Genomic DNA, 19,812 nt, shown 5'->3' on the forward strand with positions numbered 1-19,812 from the left:
GCATTACTTTGCCAGCGCCTGGGTGCCGGTTGAAGACCGCATTAGGCACAACGAAGTGCTGCGCGTGTCCGACAACCTGTATTCGGTTCGCACGATTCAGTCGATTGGCACCATCGAACCCGGCCAGAATCAGGCCATCGACAGCCAGCTCTGGCTGGGGCCGCAAGACCAGCAAGCCATGCAGGCCGTAGCGCCGGGGCTTGATGTGGTGGTTGACTATGGCTTCCTGACCATTATTGCCAAACCCTTGTTCAAGCTCATGACCTGGCTGCACGGGTTCGTGGGCAACTGGGGCTGGACCATTGTGCTGCTGACGCTGTTGATCAAGCTGGTGTTTTACCCGCTGTCGGCCGCCAGCTACCGCTCAATGGCCAAAATGAAGCTGGTTACGCCGCGTCTTCAGGCCCTGCGCGAAAAGTTCGGCGACGACCGCGCCAAGCTCAATACGGCCATGATGGAGATGTACCGTACCGAAAAAATCAATCCATTGGGCGGCTGCCTGCCCATGGTGGTGCAGATTCCAGTGTTCATTTCGCTGTACTGGGTGCTGCTGGGCAGTGTTGAAATGCGCGGCGCGCCCTGGATACTATGGATTACCGACCTGGCCGCGCCCGACCATTGGTTCATCTTGCCCGCGATCATGATGGGCACCATGTTCCTGCAGATCAAGCTCAACCCCACGCCGCCCGACCCGATGCAGGCGCGCATCATGATGATCATGCCGCTGGTGTTTGGTGGAATGATGTTCTTCTTCCCGGCCGGCCTGGTGCTGTACTGGTGCGTGAACAACGCCGTTTCCATTGCCCAGCAGCGCTACATCATGCATAAGCTCGACAAAGAAACGGCTGCCGCAAAACGCTAGTAGCAGTGGCTGCGGCCGACCACGTTCGGCCTGCCGCACCCGAAATAAAGAACCCCTTGTATCTGGTGTTTCGTGAACCGTGTTTCAACGAAACGGCAGGAACAAGGGGTTTTTTGTCTCGCAGCCAAGCGGTTGCCTCTGATTGAAGCACTGGGTTAATACCGGGCTGAATATGGCATTATGAGGGCTAAGCGCGCCAAAGCTGGGGCGCGCCTACAATCGTTTCAACACAACGGTGTTTAAAGACCCGCATATTTCCATGGCCGCATCTTCGCAACAGCCCATTGTCGCCATCGCTACCGCTCCCGGTCGGGGCGGCATCGGCGTAGTACGCATCTCGGGGCCCAACCTGGCGCCCATTGTCGGGCGATTGTTTGACACCGCCCTTACGCCCAGACACGCGCATTACCTGCCTTTCAACGACGCACAAGGCCAGGCCATTGATGCGGGCATCGTCTTATTTTTTAAGGGGCCTAATTCGTACACCGGTGAAGACGTGCTGGAACTTCAAGGCCATGGCGGCCCAGCGGTGTTGCGACGCCTGCTCGAGCGTTGCCTTGAGGCCGGACACGAAGACGGCTTGCGCCATGCTCAACCAGGCGAGTTCACCCAGCGCGCCTTTTTGAACGAGCGGCTGGATCTGGCCCAGGCCGAAGCGGTGGCCGACCTGATCGACGCTTCTTCCGAAGCGGCTGCGCGCAGCGCCATGGCTTCGCTGAGCGGTGCGTTTTCGCAGCACGTCAATGCATTGAACGATCGTATCGTGCACCTGCGCATGCTGGTCGAAGCCACGCTCGACTTTCCCGAAGAAGAAATCGATTTTCTGGAAAAATACCAGGCCCGCGATACCTTGACTGACATTCGCGGGCAGCTTGCCGAGCTGGTGCGTCAGGCGCGGCAAGGCATGATATTGCGCGAAGGCCTGCACGTGGTGCTGGCCGGCCAGCCCAACGTGGGCAAATCCAGTCTGCTGAACGCCCTGGCCGGCGACGAAGTGGCCATCGTCACACCCATTGCCGGCACCACACGCGACCGCGTGGTGCAACAAATACATATACAAGGGGTACCGCTGCATATCGTCGACACGGCGGGGCTGCGTGAAACCGAAGACACGGTGGAAACCATCGGCATTGCCCGCAGCTGGGCCGAGATTGAAAAGGCCGATGTCATCATTCATCTGAAAGACGCCCGCGACCCGTCGGGCGAGCTCGACGTTGCCATTACCCGGCGTCTTCCCGCACGCACCCCGGTGCTCGAGGTGTACAACAAGATCGATCTCTTGCCCACGGAACACACCGGCGGCCCGGCCCGGGCAGCAAACACGATATCGGGCGAAGAAGACCAGGCCGCCCCCGGCCTTGCGACCAAGGAAACGCTCGGTGCCACGCCCCATGTTTCGGTGCTGGCCATCTCTGCCAAGAAAGGCCAGGGCCTTGATGAGCTGCGCCAAAAACTGCTCGATATCGCCGGCTGGAACCCCGGCGCCGAATCACCCTGGCTGGCCCGGGAACGCCACCTGATCGCGCTGCGCAACGCCGCCGAGCACCTGGCCCTCGCCGACGAACACGCCGGCCACGCCGACAATGTGCTCGATTTATTCGCCGAAGAGCTGCGGCTGGCGCACGACGAGCTATGCGCCATCACCGGGCAATTCACCAGCGACGATCTGCTGGGCGAGATTTTTTCCAGTTTTTGTATTGGGAAGTGACCGTGAAGCGCCGACCTATCCTCCTTGCCAGCGCATGCCTGCTCTTGGTCGCTCTGGCAGGGTTTGCGGTGCTAAAACTTCGTGGGCCGTTACTGCCCGGCTACGAAATTTCCGCCCAGCCACTGGTGCAGACGGTGGTGGCCACAGGCCGGGTCGCGGCCTTGTCTCGAGCACTGGTGGGCAGCGAGGTTACCGGTGTGGTGCTTAAGCGCTATGTGCGCGAGGGTGACCGGGTACAAGCAGGCGATCTATTGGCCGTATTGCGGGCTGACGATCTGGAAGCCGCAGTAAACCAGGCAGAGGCCGAGCTGACCAGGTTGCAGCAGTCTTCGTTGCCCCAGGCCCAGGCCTCTGTTCGCGAGGCGGAAGTGGCCTTGGCTCAAGCCAGTCGAGAGGTCCGACGTCGGCGTTCGCTGTATCAACAGCGCGCCATTCCGCGCGAAGAACTGGAGCGGGCCGAACAAGCCGAGGCGGCCGCTCGTGCAGCGGCCGAACAGGCACGGCTTGAGGCCCAGTCATTGGTCGCAGGCAACGCGGGCGAACTGCTCGCTCGCGCCCGCCTGGCCAGCGCCCAGGCGCAACTGGCCAAAACCAATATTCGTGCCCAGGCGGCCGGAACCGTGCTTACCCGCAACGCCGAGCCGGGTGATCTGGTTCAGCCCAGCCGAGTTTTGTTTGAAATTGTCCATGACGGGGCCACCGAGGTGCTGGTGCCGCTGGATGAAAAGAATCTGGAAGTGCTGGCGCTGGGCCAGCCTGCGCTGTGCATCGCCGACGCTTACCCGAACCGCCCCTTTGCCGCCAGGGTCGACTTCATCGCGCCAGGTGTCGACCCGTCACGAGGTACCGTCGATGTTCGTCTTGCCGTGCCCGAAAGCCCCCAGTTTCTTCGCGAAGACATGACTGTCTCGGTCAACATTGAAACCGGTCGTCGCGACAGCGCAATCGTGGTCCCCAATGACGCCCTGCATTCAGTCAACGCAGATCAGGCCATGGTCTGGTTGGTGGTCGACGGCCGGGCTACACGCCACCCAGTTCAACTGGGGCTGCGAGGGCTGGCGGCCACCGAGGTTGTCTCCGGTTTGCAAGACGGTGATCGTGTACTGGCCCAAGCTCGCCCGGATGTCCACGAGGGCGACCCGGTACGAGTACAGGTGCTTGCTTTCGAGACGGTTACAGCTGCGCCACCACTGCGGGCTGAAGACCCCGCCAAACCCGACGGGTCGACCCGTAACGAGCTGCCGGTGCCTTTCAACTGATGGCTATCTATACGGAATGGACCATTGCGACGAAATTCCTGCGAGAAGGCAAGGCGCAGACTATGTTGATATTGGTGGGTATAGGCCTGGGGGTAGCGGTTATTGTTTTTTTAACCGCATTGATCAACGGCCTGCAAAAGAACACCATACAACGCACCCTGGGTACACAAGCACACATCCGGGTGTTGCCTGCCGACCAGCGCAATATTGTGGTTGCACCACCCCCAGGAACAGCCCAGCTGACGCTGGAAGACAAGCGCGCCCAGCGCCTTAAATCCATCAACAACTGGCAGCAGGTGCGCGACCTGCTCGACCGGCAAGCTCACATTACGGCCGTTTCGCCTGTCATTTCGGGCCCCGCCTTCGCTCGCCGGGGCGATGCACTGCAATCCGTGGCCCTTTTAGGCATCGACCCGGTGCGCTACCAACGCATCGTCAAACTACAAGAGGCCATGGACGAAGGCGTTTTCCGTATCGGTGCAGGCGATGCACTGATCGGGCGGCAACTGGCCACCGAGATGGGGCTGCGCGCGGGTGACAAGCTGCGGCTCGATGGCGGCCAGCAACGCGAGGCCGTGGTCAATGTTGCCGGCATTTTCGAGCTGGGCGTGCGCGAGCTTGATACACGTTACGTTTACCTGGATATGAAGCAGGCTCAATCACTGCTTGATCTGCCCGGCGCGGCCACCGTCATCGACGTGACAGTCGATGAAATTTTCAACGCACAGACAATTGCCGAACGCATCGCCCGACTCTCGGGCCTTAAAGCGGAAAGCTGGATGGAAACGAATGCGCAGCTGATGAACGCCCTGAGCGCCCAGCGTCTGACTACCCGCATGATCAGCATCTTCGTTGCCCTGAGCGTTGCCCTGGGCATTGCCAGCGTGCTCTCGGTAAGTGTGGTGCAACGCACCCGCGAGATCGGCATATTACGGGCCATGGGTACTACCCGACAGCAGGTGCTTCGCGTGTTTTTGATACAAGGGGCGCTATACGGGCTGGCCGGTTCCATACCCGGCGGCTTGGCCGGATACGGGTTGGTGGCAACCTTCAACACCTTTGGCCCCAGGCTGTTTGCGGTGCCCATGGAAGCCGGCCTGTTGCTGGCAGCCGTCAGCCTGGCAACCATTACCGGCATACTGGCCGCCGTTGTACCGGCCAGACGAGCCGCATTACTGGACCCCGTAGAGGCCATACGCCATGTCTAAGCCTGACAGCACCCAGGAAGTTCTACGCCTGGAAGGCATATGCAAAAGTTATAACGTGGGCAAGCCCACCGAAATCGAAGTGCTGCACGGCATTGATCTTGCCCTGCGGCGCAGCGATTTTGCCGCCCTGGTGGGTGCTTCGGGGTCTGGAAAAAGCACCTTGCTCAATATCATCGGCTTGCTTGACCGCCCTACATCCGGTGAGCTTTTTCTTCTGGGCGAGCCGACCCGCCAAATGGATGACGCGGGGCGCACGGCGCTGCGTGGCAATGCCATCGGCTTCGTATTTCAGTTTCACCATCTTATCCAGGCATTTACCGCGATCGAGAACGTACTGATGCCGCTACTGGTGCGAGGCGGTCAGCCCAGCCAACAACAACTTGACCTGGCTCGCAGCTTGCTGTCACGTGTTGGTCTGGCTGGAATGGAACACCGCAAGTCCGATCAATTGTCGGGTGGCCAGCAGCAGCGGGTCGCCGTGGCTCGCGCCTTGGTGAATCGTCCTGCATTGTTGCTGGCCGACGAGCCCACGGGTAATCTGGACAGCAAGTCGGCCGGCGATGTGTTCAAGCTATTTCGGCAGTTCAACGACGAGTTCGGCTGCGCCGTGCTGCTGGTGACACACGACCCACGCATGTCAGAGCAATGCGACCGCACCATCAATCTTATCGACGGCAGGATCGAAACCGAACTGGTCTGAAACGTGAACCCCTCGGGCTTCCCCTAGTTGCACTCGCACCGAATTTATTTATAATCAATAACAGTTATGTTTTATAACTATTATTGAGAGCATTCCTTTATGAGTCAGCCCGGCCAATCTCCTTTGCTTCACGTTGAATTTATCGGTTCCGTCGCCCAAGTGGGTATCAATCGCCCTGAAAAGCGAAACGCCTTGAACGACGAGCTGGTCAAAGCCATTAAAGAATGCTTTGAATCCATGCCTGAAACGGTAAAAGCCATTGTTCTGTATGGCAAGGGCGAACACTTCTGCGCCGGGCTCGATCTGTCTGGCGTTACCGCTCATACGGTGCCCGAATCAGTCATGCATTCACGCAGCTGGCACGCGGCGTTCGAGCAAATTCAATTTGGCCGCGCCCCGGTCATTGCCGTGCTGCACGGTGCCGTAGTAGGCGGCGGCCTCGAGCTCGCCTCGTCGGCACACGTACGAGTCGCTGAAGAATCCAGCTTTTATGCGCTGCCCGAAGGCAAGCGCGGCCTGTTTGTGGGCGGTGGCGGCTCGGTACGCATTACCCGCCTTATCGGTGTGTCGCGCATGACCGACATGATGCTGACCGGGCGCGTACTTGACGCGCAAGAAGGCCAGCAGGTGGGCATTTCGCACTACACCGTGGGTGCCGGACAGGGTCTGGCCAAAGCCATGGAACTGGCCGAAAGCATCGCCACCAATGCCTCCATGACCAACTATGGTGTCATGCACCTGTTGCCCCGCATTGCCGACCAGTCCATACACGACGGCCTGGCGACCGAATCGCTGATGGCCGCCGTGGCGCAAACCGATCCGGCCACGCTGGATCTGCTTGCTCAGTTTCTAGAAGGCAAGAAAAACAAGGTCAAGTTCAAGCCTGATCTGTAAAGCCGCAAGCAGTGTTCGGCACTGCATGAAACGGGGGCTTGCAATACGCCCCACGCAACCAACAACCTGGCGAATCTGCATAAGCTTGCACTCCTGACGTCCAGGCTCGATTCGCCACTACAACGACAAAGGTGAATACATGGATATTCAAGGACAGACCGCGCTCGTTACCGGCGGTGCCTCGGGACTAGGCGCTGAAACCGTGCGCCAGCTGGCGGCCGCCGGCGCCAAAGTAGCCATACTTGACCTGAACGAGCAAGCCGCGCTTGAGCTGGCCAAAGAAGTGGGCGGCGTAGGCCTGGCTTGCGACATTACCAACACCGAAAGCGTCGAGAAGGCACTTGACGCAGCGGCCAAGGCCTTGGGCCCGGCACGCATCTTGGTTAACTGTGCAGGCGTGGGTGGGGCAAAGCGGTTGGTGGGTAAAGACGGCACGGCCATGCCGCTTGAACACTTCAGCGGCATCATCAACGTTAATCTGATCGGCACCTTCAACGTCATGCGCCTGGCCGCAGCGCGCATGCTGGCGCTAGAGCCGCTGGCCGACGAAGAACGCGGTGTCATTATTTGTACTTCATCGGTGGCCGCTTACGACGGCCAGATCGGCCAAGCCGCCTATGCGGCGTCAAAAGGGGCGCTGGCGTCCATGACCTTGCCGCTGGCGCGCGACCTGGCGCAGTTCGGTGTACGTGTCATGACCATCGCACCCGGCCTGTTCCTTACCCCCTTGCTGTATCAGTTACCCGAAGAAGTTCAGCAATCGCTGGCATCGACCATTCCGTTTCCCAGGCGTCTGGGCAAGCCTTCTGAATTTGCCCAGCTTGCGGTACACATTGTCAATAACCTCTCGCTCAATGGCGAGGTCATCCGTCTGGACGGCGCGCTGCGCCTGCCTCCTCGCTGATCCACAGGAACCACCTTATGTTCTCGTACCAGCCTCCGCTTAAAGACATTCGCTTTGTGCTGTCCGACCTTCTGGACGCATCCGGCACCCTGGCGACACTGCCGCCGTTTGCCGAAGTCGATGAAGACTTGATGATGCAGGTGGCCGAAGAGGCCGGTCGCTTTGCTTCTGAAGTGCTGTTTCCCTTGAATGCCGTCGGCGACCGCGAAGGCTGCCGCTACGAGAACGGCAGGGTCACAACCCCTACGGGGTTTGCTCAGGCTTATAAGCAATTTCAGGAAGCGGGCTGGCCCGCGCTGGCCTGCGACCCGAATTACGGCGGGCAAGGCCTGCCCAACACGCTAAACAGTGTGTTGTACGAAATGCTGAGTTCGTCGAACCATGCATGGACGATGTACCCCGGGCTGCTGCACGGCGCCTATGCCTGCATGCACAAGCATGCCAGTGAAGACCTGAAGCAGCGTTACTTGCCGCGTATCGTCAGCGGCGAGTGGCTGGCAACCATGTGCCTGACCGAAGCTCAGGCCGGCAGCGACCTTGGCCTGTTGCGAACCAAAGCGGTTCCACAGCAAGACGGCAGCTATCGCATCACCGGCAGCAAAATTTTTATCTCGGGCGGCGAACAAGACCTCACTGAAAACATCGTGCATCTGGTGCTGGCGCGCCTGCCCGACGCGCCCGCGGGAAGCAAGGGAATCTCTCTGTTTGTCGTGCCCAAATTCTTGCCCGAAGGCGACGCACTGGGAGCACACAACGCCGTCAGTTGCACGGGCATCGAACACAAGATGGGCATTCATGGCAGCGCCACCAGCAGCTTGCAGTTTGACGATGCCGTGGGCTGGTTGGTGGGCGAACCCCACCGTGGGTTGGCCGCCATGTTTGTGATGATGAACGCGGCGAGGTTAAGCGTGGGCATACAGGGCCTGGGCACCGCTGAAACCGCGTATCAAAACTCATTGACCTACGCCCAAGAGCGCCTGCAGATGCGTGCCGCGGTAAGGCCCGCCCAACGTCGCAACGAGCCTGCCGACCCGATCATCATGCATCCGGCCATGCAACGCCTGTTGATGACCCAGCGCGCTTATGTTGAGGGCTTTCGGATGCTGGCGTATTACAGCGCCCTGTCGCTGGACAAGGCCGAGCATCACCCAGACCCTGAAACCCGCGCCGACATGGACGCCCAACTGGCGCTGTTAACCCCTATCATCAAGTCAATGATGACGGACCAGGGGTTTTATGGCTCTAGCCAGGCCCTGCAAATTTACGGCGGACACGGCTTTATTACCGAAACAGGCATTGAGCAATACCTGCGAGACTCGCGTATTGCCATGATCTACGAAGGCACGAATGAAATTCAGGCCGTCGACCTGTTGTTGCGCAAAGTATTGGCCGACGGCGGCAAACGCCTGGAACAACTTTTTGTCCAAATTGAAGCAGACATATCGCAAGAGCAAAATGGCCCCATGCAAGGCCGCGCCCAAACCCTGGCAGCGCTGGTAAAAGATATTCGCCGGTGCACCACCCAGATTGGCCAGGCCGCAACCACTAACCCCGAACTGCCCCACCAGATTGCCCCCGAAATGCTTCGCCTGGTCGGACATTGCACCATTGCCTGGCTATGGCTGCGCGCCGCCGCAGTGTCGCGCCGTAAATTGCAAGAAGACCCCGCTTTTTACCAGGCCAAACAAGACACCGCCAAGTACTATTACGACTTTATTCTGCCCGAAACCACACAATTGCTTCGTGTCGTAGATAACGTCATTGAAAGCTCGGCAAGTGGCCAAAGCATTCAGCTGCTTGCTGATGTCATGCACCAGTATGCCGAACCTAAACCCTGACCACCTGAGCAGCCCCCTGGAGCCCCTGCCGGCAGAGTCTATCGACCAAGGTGTTTTGCTGCAGTCGGTGGGCTACTGCTGCTTGCAGGCCTATTTGCAGATAGTGCCAAACATAAAAAAGCAGCTGGGCAAGCTGCAGCTTCGGCCGGTTGAATACACCGTGCTTTCGCTTATTAACAGCAACCCCAGCATCAATCAAAAACGTTTGGGGCAAACCATAAGGGTGTCACCACCCAATCTGGCCACCCTGCTCGACAAAATGCAGTCTGATGGCCTGATCGCCCGTACGCGCAACCCCAACGACCGTCGCTCGCAAATCCTGACCTTGACCCCAGAAGGGCGCGAACTGTGCGTAAAAGCCGAAGTGGTTGCCACCAGGGCCGACGCCACCCCCGCTTTGACCGAATCCGAACGCAAGCAACTAACCGCCCTACTAAGCAAAATCTTTCAGTCTTAGTACAGACTGGCATCATACTCATATGCAAGCTGCCGGAGCGGTGGGGTATAAATTGGGCGTTGCGAGCGCCGTGTTGAGGGGCTTTGGGCGGGGGATGTCGGCGGCAGCCTGTGTGAGCTCCGTAGCCGCGAAGCGGCTAAAGGGCGAGTTCTGCCGACGCCCGCGCAAAGGCCCTCAACGCGGGTAGTCTGGCAAAGCCAGACCGCAGAGCTCCGCCCAATTTATACCCCACCGCTCCGGCAGCGGCTTAAGTACTCGGGTACATACGCATATGGACCGGTGCCCAGCCGCGCTTATTTTGCTGCTAATTTCAGCCAAAAGCGGTTATGCTTCCGCCACATGCACTTAGTACAACAACTTCCTGACAGACCCCTGGACATCATCGGCGACGTCCACGGGGAACTTACCGCCCTGGTTCGCCTATTGGCAAACCTGGGTTACGATGACCTTGGCAACCACCCCCAACACCGCTTGCTGGTGTTTGTCGGCGACCTGATCGACCGCGGCCCAGACAGCCACGGCGTCGTTCAACTGGTTCAGAAATTGGTTGCAGCGGGCAACGCTCGCTGCATATTGGGCAACCACGAGATCAATCTGCTGATCGACGACGTCAAAGACGGTTCCGGCTGGTTCTTTGACGAACGCCATCAGCAAGACCTCAAGAACTACGCCCCGTTCAAACGAACCCCACCCGAACAGCGCCAGGCATTCAAAGAATTTTTAGGCAGCCTGCCGGTGGCCTTGGTACGGGACGACATCCGTATTGTCCATGCAGCCTGGACCAAAACCGCCATACAGGCCATAGAATCGGTGTCACTGGGCGACGTTACCGAGCAATACCAGATGTGGGACTACGCCGCGCAAACCATGGCAGACGCATCGGGTTTGTATCAACGCTACCTGGGCGAAAAAGATCGATGGGCGGCTGAACTTGAAGACGAAAAACACCCCCCGCCTTTTCTGTATTCCATCGCCGAGTACGAAGCGACCCAGCAAATGGTTAACCCACTTAAAGTGCTTACGTCCGGCGTAGAAGTGCAGGCTGACACCCCATTTTTTGCCGGTAACCGCTGGCGTTTCTCGGATAGGGTCAATTGGTGGGACGACTACGACGAGCCGGTGCCGGTGGTTATCGGCCATTACTGGCGCATGTTCAAGCCCATTAAAAGCATCAACATGCCGCGGTACACACAGCTATTCAAAGACATCGCTCCCAATGCCTGGCATGGCAAGCGCCACAACGTTTTTTGTATTGATTACTCGGTAGGAGCGCGCTGGCGCGATCGGAAGGCCAGTAGGTCTATCGAAGACTCGCGCTTTCGGTTGGCGGCCTTGCGTTGGCCCGAGAACACCCTGATGTTTGATTCGGGCGAGATGCTTCCAACCATCTAACGACCTGACCCGCTGCATTTATTTGCCCATGCTTGCATGGGCATTTTTTTTGGATTGAATAATAGGCGGCAAGCACGTTGTACAACCCACTTTACGCGGTAATTTACAAAAAGATACAACATAATTGCCTGTGGATAACTACTGAGCGGGGCGCCTGTGAATAATTTGTGGACGCATGGGGTATAAGCAGCACTTCGCGCCGAACCCGCAAACTTATCCAGAATCCATCCTTGTAAACCCATGCTGTTATTCCACTAAAAAACCAGGCCTAAACCAATGAAACTTAAGGGCTTTTACAAGATATGCCAGTTATCCACAAACACCCATTATTACTACCATTTATAAATACAACTTATTGACTTTAAAGACACAGCTTTTGCCACGACCACCAAATTTGGCATTCGCCCTTAAAGCAACTTTGTCGTCGTATACTGCGTCTGGTCGATTAAACGAAGTTCAGAAATTGCTTGTTTATCGCTTAGATGTGAGCAAGGCGTTCAATGGCTTGATCCAGCGTTTGGTTTTCTTTGGCAAAACAAAGCCGTATCAAACTGTGGTTAGATTCTTTAGCCGAAGGGTCTTGATAAAAAGCACTAAGAGGTATGGCCGTGACACCGTGGTTTACCGTTAACCATTTGGCAAAATCGGTTTCGTTCTGGTCTGAAACCTGGCTGTAGTCGGCCAATAGAAAAAACGTACCTTGGCTTGGTAGGGGTCTGAATCGTGTTTTTTGTAGATTTGTAAACAGGTAATCGCGACGTTGTTCGTAAAATTGTGCCAGTTGGGTGTAGGTAAGCGGGTCTGCCATGTATTGGGCCACGGCAACCTGAACCGGGTGGCTTACGGTAAACACCATAAACTGATGGACTTTTCGAATTTCGGCCATGATCGGCGCATCAGCAGTGCAATAACCGATTTTCCAGCCTGTAATGTGATACGTCTTGCCAAACGAAAACACCACTACAGTGTTTTTTATCAAGTTGGGGCGGCTGCAGATGCTTAAGTGTTTTACTCCGTCGAAAGTAATATGTTCGTAAGCTTCGTCGCTTAACAGTAATATGCCGTATCGTTCAACCAATGTTTCAAGTGTGTTCAGGTCAGTTTCGTTCAAAACAATGCCGGTGGGGTTATGCGGAAAGTTCAACACCAACATGCGGGTTTTGGCCGTAATGGCATCTTCAACCTGTTGCCAATCAACCCGGTAGTACGCATTGCTGTCGTCTGGTGCCAGTAACGAAACCACTTTAGGAACACCCCCGGCAAGTTCGATTGCCGGTATGTAAAGGTCGTAAAAAGGCTCAATAACAATTACCTCGTCGCTCGGATGAACCAATGCTAAAAAACTGGCCATTAAGGCTTCGGTAGCGCCACTGGTAATGGTAATTTCGTTTGTTTCGTCGTATTGGGGGCCGTACAACGACTCCACCTTTTCAGCTACCTGCTTGCGTAACGCTGGTATGCCGGCCATAGGCGGATACTGGTTATAGCCCGCATGCATGGCATCGTTTACCAATCGCAGCAACAGCGGGTCGGGAGTGAAGTCAGGGAACCCTTGGCCAAGGTTAATGGCGTTATGTTCTGAAGCCAGCTGGCTCATTAGGGTAAAAATGTTGGTGCCTACCTTGGGCAAGCGGGAAGTTAGTGTCATGGCTTTGCTTATTGTTGGTTAGCGTTCGTCAAATGACTATCTTATTCAAACAGCGGCGTTATTGAATAAAAAATAGCGGCTTAGGGAAAACTATTATTTGTGAATCCAAGTAGCTATGGTTATGCTTGCCGTTGCATTTGTAAACCTGTTCGCAGTACCTGGTAGCTATTGCTTTCGTTGGTGTAGGCGTTCTTGGTTTTATGCATCTTCTTCAATTTTAGGAACGCTACACATGGCTCAGAAGGGCAAAGTCAAATGGTTCAACGCCGATAAAGGTTTCGGCTTTATTACTCCTGACGACGGGGGTACCGATGTATTCGCACATTTCTCTGCTATCGAGGGTCGCGGTTACCGTAGCCTGAACGAAGGCCAGGAAGTCGAGTACGAAGTCAAAGACGGCCCAAAAGGCCCGCAAGCATCCGAAATTCGCGCGCTATAAGTCTCTAAAAAATATTCGTTAAATTCGTTATAGCGGGTTTAACGCTTGCGCCCTCCACATGTTTTGTGGGGGGCGTTTTGCGTTGTGCGCAGCACACATAGTGGTGACTTCTATGTTTGCGCCTCTACTTATACACAGAAACTATCAATCGCACCGAACTACAAGGTAGTTCAAAAAGCTGTTCTGGTAATAATGGGCCAGGGGAGCCACGCCCCGCTCGCAACGCCGGTGGTTATTAGGGTTTGCAGTAAGTCGTAAATTTGTGCTGCCTTTACTTCCGCCTGTAGACAGGCGTTTGGTGTCACGCAATGTGGTTCCTAATATTCATCAATACACAAGTTGCCCACAAAGTTATCCACAAGGTGTTAGGCGCTGCGTTGACCACCGTAGTACGACTCTTTTTATCCAGCAGTTGGTCCAATCAATGTTTCACGTGAAACCACCCGCCTCTGTTCCACGTGAAACATCACATCCTCGCAAGTATAATTAGGCTCTTACTTCTTTACTGCCCCAGAAAATGATTTACCCAGATGAGTTCGATGTGATTGTGGTCGGCGGTGGCCACGCCGGTACAGAGGCGGCTCTTGCCGCCGCGCGTACTGGTGCCTCCACCTTACTGCTGACCCATAATATGGAAACCTTGGGGCAAATGTCGTGTAATCCCTCTATCGGCGGAATAGGTAAGGGCCATCTGGTCAAGGAAGTTGACGCATTGGGTGGCGCTATGGCGTATGCCACGGACCTGGCTGGAATACAGTTTAGGGTACTAAACCGTTCTAAAGGTCCGGCGGTAAGAGCAACCCGTGCGCAAGCTGATCGGTCTTTGTACCGTCAAGCAATTCGCCAAATTCTACAAAACCAACCGAACCTCATGATCTTTCAGCAAGCGGTAGATGACCTGATGCTGGAAGGGGACAAGGTAGTGGGTGCCGTAACTCAGGTGGGCCTGAAGTTCCGTGGTAAGACGGTTGTACTTACGGCCGGAACGTTCCTAAACGGCCTGATCCACGTGGGCCTGAATAACTACTCGGGCGGGCGGGCAGGCGACCCCCCAGCAATAACGTTGGGGCAAAGGCTTAAAGAGCTAAAACTGCCGCAAGGAAGGTTGAAAACAGGAACCCCTCCCAGGGTCGATTCGCGAAGTATCGATTTTTCTCGTACTGAAGCGCAACCGGGTGATCTTGATCCCATCCCTGTGTTCTCGTACATGGGCTCGGTTGCGCTGCATCCCAAGCAGCTTCCATGCTGGGTTACCAATACAAACGAAAGAACCCATGACATTGTCCGTTCTGGGCTTGACCGGTCGCCCATGTATAGCGACCAGGGCGAAATCGAAGGCATCGGCCCCCGATATTGCCCCTCGATCGAAGACAAGATTCACCGGTTTGCCGATAAAACCAGCCACCAGATTTTTCTGGAGCCCGAAGGACTGACGACGAACGAGATCTACCCAAACGGCGTATCAACCAGTTTGCCGTTCGATATTCAACTGGCCTTGTTGCGTACTCTGCCGGGTCTGGAACAGGCCATTATTACGCGACCGGGTTACGCCATTGAGTATGACTATTTTGATCCACGTGAATTGAAATCGTCGTTGGAAACCCGGGCGATTCACGGCCTTTTCTTTGCCGGGCAAATAAACGGTACGACAGGTTACGAAGAAGCTGCGGCGCAAGGTCTGCTGGCAGGGCTGAATGCCGCTCGTCAGGCAAAAGGCCTGGAGCCATGGTCGCCTGGCCGCAGCGAAGCATACTTGGGGGTACTGGTAGATGACCTGATTACCCGTGGCGTAACCGAGCCCTATCGCATGTTTACTTCGCGTGCCGAGTACCGATTAAGTTTGCGCGAAGACAACGCCGACTTGCGGTTGACCGAGTTAGGGCGACAAATGGGTTTGGTCGACGATGCCCGTTGGGATGCTTTCAATAGAAAGCGCGACGCGTTAGAGCAAGAAATTCAGCGCCTTAAGTCGACTTGGGTAAATCCCAAGATTTTGAACAAGGATTCCGCTCAAGCACTGTTGGGTAAGGCACTAGAGCGCGAATACTCTTTATTCGACCTGTTGAAGCGACCGGAGCTTACTTATGATCGCTTAATGGCCTTTGAAAATAGCGACGGCACGTTATTGGCCGGCCCTGGGGTTGAAGACCATGTGGTTGCAGAGCAGGTAGAGATTCAGACCAAGTACGCCGGCTACGTGGCGCGACAGCAAGAAGATGTAAAGCGCCAGGCAGCCCAAGAAGGTCAGCTCATACCCGAGGACCTGGATTACGACGCTATCAGCAGTTTGTCGATTGAAGTGCGCCAGCGTTTAAAAGCCGCCAAGCCCGAAACCATAGGGCAGGCGAGCCGTGTTTCGGGTATTACCCCGGCTGCCGTGTCTTTGCTGTTGATTCACATTAAACGCCATCAGCACAGGCGACGGGCAGCGTAATGGCAGAGTTGAACCAGATGCTTGCCCAAAGCGTGCAAGCCCTTGGGCTAGATTTGTCGGCTGATCAGCAAGCGATGTTGTTGGAATATCTGGCGCAAATGCAGCGTTGGAATAGAACCTACAATCTTACTTCTATCCGCGACCCCCAGCAGATGCTGGTTCAGCATGTGGTCGATAGCCTGGCGGTAGTTAAGCCCTTTGCTGAGGCGTTGGGCGACCAAAGCGCCACCATTGCCGACATTGGTTCAGGCGGTGGCTTGCCGGGTGTGGTTCTGGCTGTGGCGTGTTCCACGTGGACTATTCATTGCGTCGATGCCGTTGAAAAAAAAATGGCCTTTGTGCGCCAGATATCAGGCGTTTTGGGGTTGCCGAATTTAAAGGCTGTACACGGCCGGGTAGAAGAACTACCTTTGCTTGAAGCCGACCTAGTGGTTTCCCGGGCCTTTGCATCGCTGCTTGATTTTGCGACACTGGCTGGTCGGCATGTGGGGCCGAAGGGCAGGTTGGTTGCCATGAAAGGCCGCTACCCTGAAGAAGAAATTACAGCGCTGCAGTTGCAGGGCGAATGGCAGGTTCAATCTGTTCAGCAACTTAACGTGCCCCTATTACAAGCGCAGCGTTGCCTGGTCTGGATCTGCCGTCAAGGAAACTCATGACACATAGCATTGCCGATACCGTGAAGGTGTTTTGCATTACCAATCAAAAAGGGGGGGTAGGCAAAACCACTACGGCCATTAATTTGGCGGCTGCATTGGCGGCCCTAAATAAAAAGGTCTTGCTTATCGACCTCGACCCTCAAGGCAATGCCACGATGGGTAGTGGCATTAATAAAAATGAATTGCAAAGCAACCTGTACCAGGTGCTTATCGGCGAAACAGATATTTCGTCGACACGTGTCCGGTCAGAAAGCGGCGGCTACGACGTATTACCTTCCAACCGCGAGCTTTCCGGGGCCGAAATAGATCTCATTCAGATGGACGAGCGCGAGATGCAGCTCAAGCGAGCCATTGCAGCGGTTCGCGACGACTACGACTTTATTCTTATCGACTGCCCGCCAACGCTTTCGTTGCTTACCCTTAACGGCCTCGCGTCTGCCGATGGGGTGATCATACCCATGCAGTGCGAGTATTTTGCGCTCGAGGGCTTGTCTGATCTGGTCAACACCATTAAACGCGTGCATAACAACATTAATCCCGAACTCCGGGTCATTGGTTTACTGCGGGTCATGTTTGATGCGCGCGTCACGCTGCAGCAACAGGTCTCGGCCCAGATCGAATCCCACTTCGGAGATAGGGTCTTTAAAACGATTGTGCCGCGCAATGTGCGTCTGGCCGAGGCGCCCAGCCATGGCATGCCCGGCATTGTTTACGACAAGGCTTCTCGTGGTGCCAAGGCGTATATTGAATTTGGCGAAGAACTGATCAAGCGGGTAAAAAAAGAGGCTTTGCGCGCGGTTGCCCGGCCTCCCCAAATGACGAATCTGTAAGGACACATTATGGCGACAAGAAAACCCAAAGGATTGGGCCGCGGGCTCGACGCGTTGTTGGGCGCTGATGCCGCGGTGATTGGCACGCTCGGAAGCAAAGCCGAAGCTGCCGAGCCGCAGTTACCCACCAGCTTAAGCATCAAGGCGCTTAAGGCAGGCAAGTACCAGCCGCGCACCCGCATGGACGAAGGCGCCTTAAACGAGCTTGCCGAATCCATACGCACGCAGGGCATCATGCAGCCCATTCTGGTTCGCCCGCTCAGCCAGGCCGGCAAATACGAAATTATTGCAGGCGAGCGACGTTTTCGCGCTGCGCAAATTGCCGGTCTTTCTGAAGTACCCGTACTGGTGCGCGAGGTGGCCGACGAAAACGCGGCCATTATGGCTCTTATCGAAAACATCCAGCGCGAAGACCTTAACCCGCTTGAAGAAGCCCAGGGCGTCAAGCGCCTGCTTGACGAATTCGAACTGACCCATGAACAAGCTTCGCAAGCCATAGGGCGTTCGCGCTCAGCCACCAGTAATTTATTGCGACTGCTTAATCTTACCGACCCCGTGCAAACCATGCTGCTGGCCGGTGATATCGACATGGGTCATGCCCGTGCGCTGTTGGCGGCCGACGCCGCACAGCAGATACTGCTGGCAAACGAGATCATCGCCCGTCGGCTGTCGGTACGAGAAACCGAAAAACTGGTCGCCAGAAACCTGCGCGAAAACGAAGAAGCCGGCACACCCGGTCGTCGTACTCGAAGCACGCCCTCGGGTGACACCTTGCGTCTTGAGCAGGCCTTGTCCGACCATCTGGGTACACGTGTAACCCTCAAGGTTGGCGCCCGCAACCGTGGGCAGCTGGTTATTGATTTTCACGACTGGGAGCACCTGAACGCCTTGCTCGAGCGCCAGGGCATGGCCAGCGTCATGGACGCCTAGCTTTATGCTGCCAAGGGTTGTCGTACTTACCACCGGCGGCACCATTGCGGGCGCGCCGACACAAAACTTAAGTTATCAGGCCGGTTCATTACCCGGGCAGCACTTGCTGGAATCGGTTCCCCAAGTGCATAAGCTGGCTTCTGTATCGGTTCAGACACACGCCAACGTAGGCAGCCAAGATGTCGACCCGGCTTTCTGGTCGGTTCTGGCAACTGAGGTCGCCCGACTTTTGCGCAGCGAATCCGTTGACGCTGTGGTGATTACCCATGGCACCGACACCCTCGAAGAAACCGCTTTTTTTCTTCATCTGGCTGTTAAGGCAACCAAGCCCGTCATACTTACGGGCGCGATGTACCCACCTCATGTACCGGGTGCCGACGGCCCGGCCAATTTGATCGCCGCCATTACTGCGGCGGCCAGCCCCATGGCGAAAAGCCTGGGCGTGTGCGTGGCCATGGACCAAACCCTGTACGATGCGGTTGAAGTACAAAAGCAACGAGCCGGGGGTGTTGGCGCGTTCTGCAGCCGAAATCAGGGGCCGCTTGGGCGAATCAACCAGGGTGGCTTGCATGTGTACGCAGGGCGCGAAAACGGCAACCCTGCATTACGTGGGCTGTTCACTGGCCACCAAACTGAGAACTGGCCGGTAGTGCCCATTTTGTACGCCTATGGCGGAATGGAATCCGCCCTGGTCCAGGCTGTTGTTGGCGCGGCGCCCGACGGCATAGTGCTTGCCGGCGTCGGTAACGGTAATGCATCCCAGCAGGTATGGAAGCAATTGGGCGAGGCAGTAAAAAAAGGCACCACAGTGATTAGGTCTACACGCACGGCCAGGGGCCACGTGCTGCCCAACCTCGAGGTTGACGACGACACGCATGGTTTTGTTGCGGCGGGTGGGCTAAACCCACAAAAAGCACGTGTACTACTGCTATTTGCTTTACAAGCGCGTTCCAGCCCAACCCAACTGCAGTCTCTTTTTCTTTGCGTTTGACAAGCCTTAAAAAAAGGATCATAATTCGTGGTTCTCTTTTGGTGGGATGCCCGAGTGGTTAAAGGGGGCAGACTGTAAATCTGTTGACCTTGCGTCTACGTTGGTTCGAATCCAACTCCCACCACCAGAGCTTACCTGCAGGGCCGGCCGGCAACCCGCACCATGTTATGGGCAGTTGCAGCAACGGTACTGGGTAACCAGCATGAAACAAGGCTGGCGGTATTAAAACCCCGGAAAAAACGGCGAGAACGAACGGAATCCCTTGCGGGTGTAGCTCAATGGTAGAGCAGAAGCCTTCCAAGCTTACGACGAGGGTTCGATTCCCTTCACCCGCTCCAGTTTTTTTAAGGCTCGCTTTTTTAGGGCAACCTGATAAAGCGGGTTTTTTACGAAAGAAGTACGCCCATGTGGCTCAGTGGTAGAGCACTCCCTTGGTAAGGGAGAGGTCACGCGTTCGATCCGCGTCATGGGCACCACTCACCATTCATTTTTGTTGCTTAATTCCAAAGTCAGGAGTCAGCCATGGCAAAAGGTAAGTTTGAGCGGACTAAACCGCACGTAAACGTAGGAACGATCGGCCACGTTGACCACGGCAAAACGACGCTGACGGCGGCGATCACAACGGTGCTGGCCAAAGAGTTCGGCACGGGCGACGCCAAGGG

The 19,812-nt window shown here is 56.1% G+C and carries 18 protein-coding genes and 3 tRNA genes; 20 read left to right on the forward strand and 1 reads right to left on the reverse strand.

What is annotated here, in order from left to right; all coding sequences use genetic code 11:
* The 10 genes from yidC to VL003_RS00990 all read left to right on the forward strand — a co-directional run.
* The coding region (gene yidC / locus VL003_RS00945) for a membrane protein insertase YidC (protein WP_325438665.1) at positions 1-862 on the forward strand (862 nt) is incomplete at its 5' end.
* A gap of 259 nt (positions 863-1,121) precedes the next feature.
* Positions 1,122-2,570, forward strand: a complete 1,449-nt coding sequence (mnmE, locus tag VL003_RS00950) for a tRNA uridine-5-carboxymethylaminomethyl(34) synthesis GTPase MnmE (protein WP_325438667.1) — start codon at positions 1,122-1,124, stop codon at positions 2,568-2,570.
* A 2-nt stretch (positions 2,571-2,572) separates the two neighbouring features.
* A complete protein-coding gene (locus VL003_RS00955; RefSeq protein ID WP_325438668.1) occupies positions 2,573-3,829 on the forward strand; it encodes an efflux RND transporter periplasmic adaptor subunit in 1,257 nt (418 codons plus the stop codon).
* Positions 3,829-5,037 (forward strand): ABC transporter permease, encoded by a 1,209-nt coding sequence (locus VL003_RS00960; RefSeq protein WP_325438670.1) that lies wholly within the window; start codon positions 3,829-3,831, stop codon positions 5,035-5,037. Before VL003_RS00955 ends, VL003_RS00960 begins: the two co-directional genes overlap by 1 nt.
* Positions 5,030-5,737, forward strand: coding sequence for an ABC transporter ATP-binding protein (locus VL003_RS00965; protein WP_325438672.1), 708 nt, complete (start codon positions 5,030-5,032; stop codon positions 5,735-5,737). Before VL003_RS00960 ends, VL003_RS00965 begins: the two co-directional genes overlap by 8 nt.
* 99 nt (positions 5,738-5,836) lie before the next feature.
* Positions 5,837-6,631 carry a crotonase/enoyl-CoA hydratase family protein gene (locus VL003_RS00970; RefSeq protein ID WP_325438674.1) on the forward strand — a complete coding sequence of 265 codons (795 nt, stop codon included), beginning with the start codon at positions 5,837-5,839 and terminating at the stop codon, positions 6,629-6,631.
* A gap of 139 nt (positions 6,632-6,770) precedes the next feature.
* Positions 6,771-7,535, forward strand: a complete 765-nt coding sequence (locus VL003_RS00975) for an SDR family NAD(P)-dependent oxidoreductase (protein ID WP_325438675.1) — start codon at positions 6,771-6,773, stop codon at positions 7,533-7,535.
* A 17-nt stretch (positions 7,536-7,552) separates the two neighbouring features.
* Complete coding sequence (locus VL003_RS00980; RefSeq protein WP_325438676.1) at positions 7,553-9,373, forward strand: acyl-CoA dehydrogenase C-terminal domain-containing protein; 1,821 nt, start codon at positions 7,553-7,555, stop codon at positions 9,371-9,373.
* Positions 9,354-9,830, forward strand: coding sequence for a MarR family winged helix-turn-helix transcriptional regulator (locus VL003_RS00985; protein WP_325438677.1), 477 nt, complete (start codon positions 9,354-9,356; stop codon positions 9,828-9,830). Before VL003_RS00980 ends, VL003_RS00985 begins: the two co-directional genes overlap by 20 nt.
* A gap of 339 nt (positions 9,831-10,169) precedes the next feature.
* The gene (locus tag VL003_RS00990; protein WP_325438679.1) at positions 10,170-11,222 is read left to right on the forward strand and encodes a metallophosphoesterase; all 1,053 of its coding nucleotides are present in this window, start codon (positions 10,170-10,172) and stop codon (positions 11,220-11,222) included.
* Positions 11,223-11,700: 478 nt separating this feature from the next.
* On the opposite strand, the gene VL003_RS00995 is transcribed toward VL003_RS00990, so the two are convergent.
* Positions 11,701-12,870 (reverse strand): methionine aminotransferase, encoded by a 1,170-nt coding sequence (locus tag VL003_RS00995; protein WP_325438682.1) that lies wholly within the window; start codon positions 12,868-12,870, stop codon positions 11,701-11,703.
* Positions 12,871-13,102: 232 nt separating this feature from the next.
* On the opposite strand from VL003_RS00995, the gene cspE reads away from it, so the two are divergent.
* The 10 genes from cspE to VL003_RS01045 form a co-directional block, all read left to right on the forward strand.
* Entirely contained in the window at positions 13,103-13,309 is a 207-nt protein-coding gene (cspE, locus tag VL003_RS01000; RefSeq protein ID WP_325438684.1) for a transcription antiterminator/RNA stability regulator CspE, read from the forward strand.
* A gap of 517 nt (positions 13,310-13,826) precedes the next feature.
* Positions 13,827-15,743, forward strand: coding sequence for a tRNA uridine-5-carboxymethylaminomethyl(34) synthesis enzyme MnmG (gene mnmG / locus VL003_RS01005; RefSeq protein WP_325438686.1), 1,917 nt, complete (start codon positions 13,827-13,829; stop codon positions 15,741-15,743).
* Positions 15,743-16,399 (forward strand): 16S rRNA (guanine(527)-N(7))-methyltransferase RsmG, encoded by a 657-nt coding sequence (rsmG, locus tag VL003_RS01010; protein WP_325438688.1) that lies wholly within the window; start codon positions 15,743-15,745, stop codon positions 16,397-16,399. The genes mnmG and rsmG overlap by 1 nt, the downstream gene beginning before the upstream one ends.
* Positions 16,396-17,229 (forward strand): ParA family protein, encoded by an 834-nt coding sequence (locus tag VL003_RS01015; RefSeq protein ID WP_325438690.1) that lies wholly within the window; start codon positions 16,396-16,398, stop codon positions 17,227-17,229. The genes rsmG and VL003_RS01015 overlap by 4 nt, the downstream gene beginning before the upstream one ends.
* Before the next feature lie 9 nt (positions 17,230-17,238).
* Positions 17,239-18,159, forward strand: a complete 921-nt coding sequence (locus VL003_RS01020; RefSeq protein ID WP_325438692.1) for a ParB/RepB/Spo0J family partition protein — start codon at positions 17,239-17,241, stop codon at positions 18,157-18,159.
* Between the two features lie 4 nt (positions 18,160-18,163).
* Positions 18,164-19,150, forward strand: a complete 987-nt coding sequence (locus VL003_RS01025) for an asparaginase (protein WP_325438694.1) — start codon at positions 18,164-18,166, stop codon at positions 19,148-19,150.
* Positions 19,151-19,190: 40 nt separating this feature from the next.
* Positions 19,191-19,277 (forward strand) — tRNA-Tyr (locus tag VL003_RS01030).
* Between the two features lie 137 nt (positions 19,278-19,414).
* Positions 19,415-19,488: transfer RNA gene (locus VL003_RS01035), tRNA-Gly, on the forward strand.
* Positions 19,489-19,551: 63 nt separating this feature from the next.
* Positions 19,552-19,626 (forward strand) — tRNA-Thr (locus VL003_RS01040).
* 46 nt (positions 19,627-19,672) lie between these two features.
* A partial coding sequence (locus VL003_RS01045; protein WP_325438696.1) for a GTP-binding protein occupies positions 19,673-19,812 on the forward strand: 140 nt, incomplete at its 3' end.

It is taken from the genome of Pusillimonas sp. (genome assembly GCF_035515275.1).
In the GTDB taxonomy this organism is placed as follows: Bacteria; Pseudomonadota; Gammaproteobacteria; order Burkholderiales; family Burkholderiaceae_B; genus Pusillimonas.